This window comes from Geminisphaera colitermitum TAV2 (assembly GCF_000171235.2).
Taxonomy (GTDB): Bacteria; Verrucomicrobiota; Verrucomicrobiia; order Opitutales; family Opitutaceae; genus Geminisphaera; species Geminisphaera colitermitum.
On record NZ_ABEA03000087.1, the window covers coordinates 1 to 4,448 of the forward strand.

Genomic DNA, 4,448 nt, shown 5'->3' on the forward strand with positions numbered 1-4,448 from the left:
GGGGGGAGGGAGGAAGCATCAGGCTTTGAGGAGGGCGACGGGGGTGTTGGGGGTGAGGGCACAGGCATTGGCCTCGTCGGTGTCGATGTGAACCTCAAGCTTAAAGCTCGGATCAACACGGGCCAGGATGCGGTCGAAGGTCAGGCCGCATTCGCCGCCGATGCGAAGCTTCATGAATTCGCCGGGCTTCACTTTGTAGAAGGCGGCGTCGTCCGGGTGCATGTGGACGTGCGGGGCGGCGCGGATGACGCCCTCTTCGAGTTCGAGAAAACCGGCCGGGCCCATCAGCATGCAGCCGGGCGTGCCCTTGATGTTGCCAGAGGCACGGACGGGAATGTCGAACCCGAGCGCAATCGAGTCGGTGAACGCCAGCTCAACCTGGTTGAGGTCGCGGCAGGGACCGAGGATGCGGAGATTGGAAATGACGCGGCTGCGCGGGCCGATGAGGGTGACGGTCTCCTTCGCGGCGTACTGGTCTTTTTGATACAGCCACTTCATCGGGGTGAGGGTGCGGCCTTTGCCGAAGAGAGTTTCGACGGCCTGCGGGGTGAGGTGGCAGTGGCGGGCGCTGACGTTGACGAGGAGGGGGTTGGGCGCGCGGACATTGAATGGAACGGGGCTCCCGGCGCGGGCGTAAATAGCGCGGCGGACAAGGTGTTCGATTTCAGCGCGATGTGGTGCGGGGGGCGGCAGCATGATTGGCAAGGTTTGAGAGATTGTGAGCGTTTTCTTCCAAAATCAATCAAAATCTACCAGATTTCTCGCATTCTGGCTCGTGGCGCGGGTGTCTTGTGCCTGCTTGGAGCGGCGGTTTTTTCTGCCAATCCGTCCTGCCGGACGGGACGAGTTTACCGCACGAGCATGAAGCCGAGGCGGATTTGGGTGTCGTCGCGGCGGTTGTAGTCGAGGATCGTCTCGCCGTATCCATTAAAAAATTGCAAATGCAGGTAGCCGTGGACCCAGCCAATGGGGATCAGGTCATTGATCCGGTTGAAGGGATAGGAGGCATCGATCAGGAAGCTGGCGTGGCCGTGGGTGCCGATGCGCGTGGTGGTGGCGATTTTGAAGCTGTTTTTCCATTCCACGGAGAGGGCGTAATCGCCGTATCCGCGGTAATGGGCGATGTCCTCATTGTCATCTTTTTCCAGATACACGTAAAACTTGGGGGAGAAGGTCACGAGCCAGTTGCGCTCGTCCAGGTTGCCCCAGCGCAGTTCGGGACGAAGGAATGCGGTGTTGATGCTGCGGCTGTCAGCGCCGTCCTTGCCGTTGGACTCATGCTCAAGGCCGGCGGAATAACCAAACGCCGCCCCCAGAAAGCGCGGGCCGATCTCATGGCGTCCGTAGGAAATCGAGGGGCGGTAGCTGGAATCGTAGAATGGGTTGGACTCCGAATGCAGATCCCAGACGGAGGTTTGGGTGAACGCAAAATAAACGTCCTGCCACCAGTGTTCGCCGGCAATGCGGTCATTGCCGGGACCAAAGGGGCGGTACTTGAGGCTGAACTGAAAACGGGCGTTGAGGCCGCCGCCGTCGCCAACCGAAAAATAAATCGGCTCGTAAGCCATCAGCCCCAAATCCGAGGCCGATCGCCGGGGAGCTTGGGACGAACCAGCCGGCACCGGGTCGGCGGCGGAGTCGGAGGTTGCGGTCGCAGTTGCGATTGCAGACGCGGCTGGGATTGCACTTGCGGGCGTGGACGCGGGCGATGTTGCGGTCGCGTCGGTGTTTTTATCCGGGTGGTTGATCTGCAACGCCACCGCGCCGAAGCGACCTTCGCCATCCTGCAACACGACAAAGCCCGCCATGCCCGCCGGCAACGCGCCGGAGTAGGCGATGCGCGCATAGGATTTGGGAGCAATCGTGACCAAAGACGGCTCACCCGAAACACGTGCGAGCGTGAACGCTTCGGCGCGCAACCCGAGCCGGGCCACCAAGCCGAGGCCGGCGGGCACGGTCTGCGTTGCAGGAGCGTCTGCGTCGTTGGTGAGGAGCAGCGAGAGCGTCACGCCTTCGTCGGGCCTCAAAACGGCGGACGGGGCTTCCAAAGTTGTCGGTACGGCACCCGATGAAAAAAATGGCAACCCACACAAGACAATGAAGCTCAAAACGGCGGAACGAAAACGCAGTAGATCCATCCGCGCCAATGAGACGTGCTTGTGCGCAGGCTCAACGCAAAAGCCATTTTTCCCGCACACCCGTGCGTAATTGCCGCTCCCGCGCTCCTCCCGCCGCCCCATCCAGCCCCAAAAACCAGAAGCGGCACCGGGAACCACCCCGATGCCGCTTCAAACCAGCAAACCAATAACTAGAACCAAGCAACAGTGTTGCTGTGGGGAAAGACGCAGGCGGACGAGAAACGTTCAAAACCTTGGCAACTATTTTTACGAAAAACACAATCCACTGATAACGAGAATTATATAATCCACAAAAAGGTTCTTCGACGTTTTCGGTGGATAGACGAGAGGTGGCGCGGCAGCACCCGTAGCGCAGGCATCTTGCCTGCAAACTAAATTGATTGCGCGAAGCGCGGTGACTTTTGCTGCGTTTAGTTTTGGGAAGCGGCGCTTCGCGCCATTGACTCGATGGCAGGCAAGATGCCTGCGCTACGGGCGCTACCGCGCCAACTCCCGCTATATCAACTTATCGAGTTTCCACTGGAAACGTCGAAAAACCCACAAAAAAACAAACTATCCTCCCCCCCCCCCCCCCCCGAGCCATGCACCAACCTCCCGCCAAGCTCCCGCCTATTCCCTGCCAAGCTCCAACCAGCACAAAAACGACACATCAGCACAAGACGATGCGCCTACAAACGTAATTCAGGTTGCGACGATCAACATGCGCATATGACATCGACCCTTCGCATTTCCTCCCATGAAAAAAGACGCCATCCTCGCCAAGATTAAGAATGAAAAGGTGATCGCGCTCATCCGCGCCGAAAACCCCGACGGTCTCCTCGACTGCGCCAAAGCCCTCGCCGAGGGCGGCCTGACCAGCATCGAACTCACCATGACCACCCCCGGTGCCATTCGCATGCTCGAAAAAGCCACCGCCGAACTGCCCGATTTTCTCTTCGGCTTGGGCACCGTGCTCGATGCCGAGACGGCCCGCGCCGGCATCCTCGCCGGGGCAAAATTCATCGTCACCCCCGCCCTCCGCCCCGATGTCATCACGCTCTGCCGCCGTTACAGCATTCCCGTTTTCAGCGGCGCGCTCACCCCGACGGAAGTCATTACCGCGTGGGAGGCCGGCGCGGACGTCGCCAAGATTTTCCCCGCCGAGTTTTTCGGTCCCGCCTACATCAAGTCCCTCAAAGCCCCTCTCCCGCAGGTCGAGATGGTGCCCACGGGCGGCGTCAACGAGAACAACCTCGCCGACTTCATCAAAGCCGGTGCCTTCGCCACCGCCGCCGGCAGTTCGCTCGTGCAGGCCCAGGCGCTGAAGGACAAAAACTGGGCCGCCATCACCGCCAAAGCCAAGGCCTTCGCCGCCGCGGCCAAGGCGATCTGATCTCCGGATCACCGCCTCATTCACTCCAAAAACTGCGCGATGTCGGGGATCTGTTTCACCCGGCGTCCGCCGTTGTGGCGCTCGAAATACGGGTCCACCTCCGGCAAATCCATGCCATCGTCGTCGTCCTCGGCGGTGTCGTTTTTGCCACCGGCGGTTTTGGTTTTACCCTGACCCTTGCCTTTGTTTTTGGAGTTCTTCCGCTTGCCCGGAGCCTCGTCGCTGTCGTCACCCTCATCGTCCTCGGTGCCAAACTCCACGCCCTCCAGCGAAATGCCCGCCCACTCGTCCTCGTCAAACACGTGGGACATCCGCCGCGCCTCCGGTTCGAGGATGAGCACCGGATTGTGCACCCGGCCCTGTTTCACCATCTCGAACAGGCAGGGGTAAAACTGGTCGCGATAACGCCCTTGGAAATCCGACATCCATTTGTTGGCCACGCCCTCGCGCTTGTGCAGGAGCGCAATATCCGAGAAATGGATACACGCGTCATACCACGCCAGCAGCGCCGGGTGGCGCTCCGCCAGTTGGCAATTGACGACCGTGATCACCCGCGCCACCTCAAGCCCGGCGGCGGCGGCCCAAGGTTTTATGGCCTCAAGCTGGTCAACGGGATTGGCGCGCCCGTCCGTCAGGAAAAACACATGCGTGCTCCCCGCAGGCACCTCCGCATCAATCACCGCCGCCCCCCCCCCCGCCCAACGCTCCGCCTGCCATCAACGACCAGCGAATCCCCTCGCCCCCATCATTATCCGAACGCAGCACCACGGGACGCGCCTCCGTCCCAAGCCCGCCGCCGATCAGGTCAGCCAGCACCTCGCGCCGTCCCGACCCGGCTGCACCAAGGATGATATAGAGAAGCGGTTTTGCGGAAGCATCTGTTGTTGCGATTTCCATAATGCATCTCCTCAAAGACTAATTCCGAAAATCCTGAATCC

The 4,448-nt window shown here is 60.6% G+C and carries 5 protein-coding genes; 1 reads left to right on the forward strand and 4 read right to left on the reverse strand.

Translation table 11 applies throughout. From position 1 onward, the window contains the following. Window positions 1-18: 18 nt before the first annotated feature. Window positions 19-696 (reverse strand): PduL/EutD family phosphate acyltransferase, encoded by a 678-nt coding sequence (locus tag OBACDRAFT_RS09255; protein ID WP_043584956.1) that lies wholly within the window; start codon window positions 694-696, stop codon window positions 19-21. A gap of 152 nt (window positions 697-848) precedes the next feature. Continuing rightward, complete coding sequence (locus tag OBACDRAFT_RS09260; RefSeq protein WP_232766935.1) at window positions 849-2,048, reverse strand: phospholipase A; 1,200 nt, start codon at window positions 2,046-2,048, stop codon at window positions 849-851. 826 nt (window positions 2,049-2,874) lie between these two features. Between OBACDRAFT_RS09260 and OBACDRAFT_RS09265 the strand changes: the two genes are divergently transcribed. Beyond that, on the forward strand, window positions 2,875-3,510 hold the full coding sequence (locus tag OBACDRAFT_RS09265; protein ID WP_043584960.1) for a bifunctional 4-hydroxy-2-oxoglutarate aldolase/2-dehydro-3-deoxy-phosphogluconate aldolase: 636 nt from the start codon (window positions 2,875-2,877) through the stop codon (window positions 3,508-3,510). A gap of 20 nt (window positions 3,511-3,530) precedes the next feature. Here the strand turns inward: OBACDRAFT_RS09265 and OBACDRAFT_RS09270 are convergent, their stop codons facing one another. Together OBACDRAFT_RS09270 and OBACDRAFT_RS29615 are read right to left on the reverse strand one after the other, a co-directional pair. Next, window positions 3,531-4,154 carry a hypothetical protein gene (locus OBACDRAFT_RS09270; RefSeq protein ID WP_232766937.1) on the reverse strand — a complete coding sequence of 208 codons (624 nt, stop codon included), beginning with the start codon at window positions 4,152-4,154 and terminating at the stop codon, window positions 3,531-3,533. Window positions 4,155-4,182: 28 nt separating this feature from the next. Next, the gene (locus OBACDRAFT_RS29615) at window positions 4,183-4,407 is read right to left on the reverse strand and encodes a hypothetical protein (protein WP_232766939.1); all 225 of its coding nucleotides are present in this window, start codon (window positions 4,405-4,407) and stop codon (window positions 4,183-4,185) included. Window positions 4,408-4,448 lie beyond the last annotated feature (41 nt).

Excerpts from the sequence above, each read along its gene's own strand:
- OBACDRAFT_RS09265 (WP_043584960.1), top strand. The coding sequence starts at position 2,875 with ATGAAAAAAGACGCCATCCTCGCCAAGATTAAGAATGAAAAGGTGATC.
- OBACDRAFT_RS29615 (WP_232766939.1), bottom strand. The coding sequence starts at position 4,407 with ATGGAAATCGCAACAACAGATGCTTCCGCAAAACCGCTTCTCTATATC.
- OBACDRAFT_RS09255 (WP_043584956.1), bottom strand. The coding sequence starts at position 696 with ATGCTGCCGCCCCCCGCACCACATCGCGCTGAAATCGAACACCTTGTC.